General features: G+C 56.9%; 1 pseudogene (running past one end of the window). It reads left to right on the forward strand.

Going from position 1 to position 636, the window contains the following annotated elements:
• A pseudogene (locus ACIPIZ_RS29650) lies at window positions 1-636 on the forward strand (F0F1 ATP synthase subunit beta) (its annotated part extends 510 nt beyond the left edge of the window); the annotation flags it as partial.

Raw genomic sequence — 636 nt, forward strand, 5'->3', positions numbered from 1 at the left:
TCTACCACGAGATGAAGGATTCCAACGTTCTGGACAAAGTGGCACTGGTTTACGGTCAGATGAACGAGCCGCCGGGTAACCGTCTGCGCGTAGCACTGACCGGCCTGACCATGGCCGAGAAGTTCCGTGACGAAGGTAACGACGTTCTGCTGTTCGTCGACAACATCTATCGTTACACCCTGGCCGGTACTGAAGTATCCGCACTGCTGGGCCGTATGCCTTCGGCAGTAGGTTACCAGCCGACCCTGGCTGAAGAGATGGGCGTTCTGCAAGAACGTATCACTTCGACCAAGGAAGGTTCGATCACTTCGATCCAAGCGGTATACGTACCTGCGGATGACTTGACCGACCCGTCGCCAGCGACCACCTTCGCCCACTTGGACGCCACCGTCGTTCTGTCCCGTGACATCGCTTCCCTGGGTATCTACCCAGCGGTAGATCCACTGGATTCGACTTCGCGCCAGCTGGACCCGAACGTAATCGGCCAGGACCACTACGACACCGCTCGCGGCGTTCAGTACGTTCTGCAACGTTACAAAGAGCTGAAGGACATCATCGCGATCCTGGGTATGGACGAGCTGTCGGAAGCCGACAAGCAGTTGGTAAACCGTGCTCGTAAGATCCAGCGCTTCTTGT

Origin of the sequence: Pseudomonas sp. NPDC087690 (assembly GCF_044743175.1) — a bacterium.
Taxonomy (GTDB): domain Bacteria; phylum Pseudomonadota; class Gammaproteobacteria; order Pseudomonadales; family Pseudomonadaceae; genus Aquipseudomonas.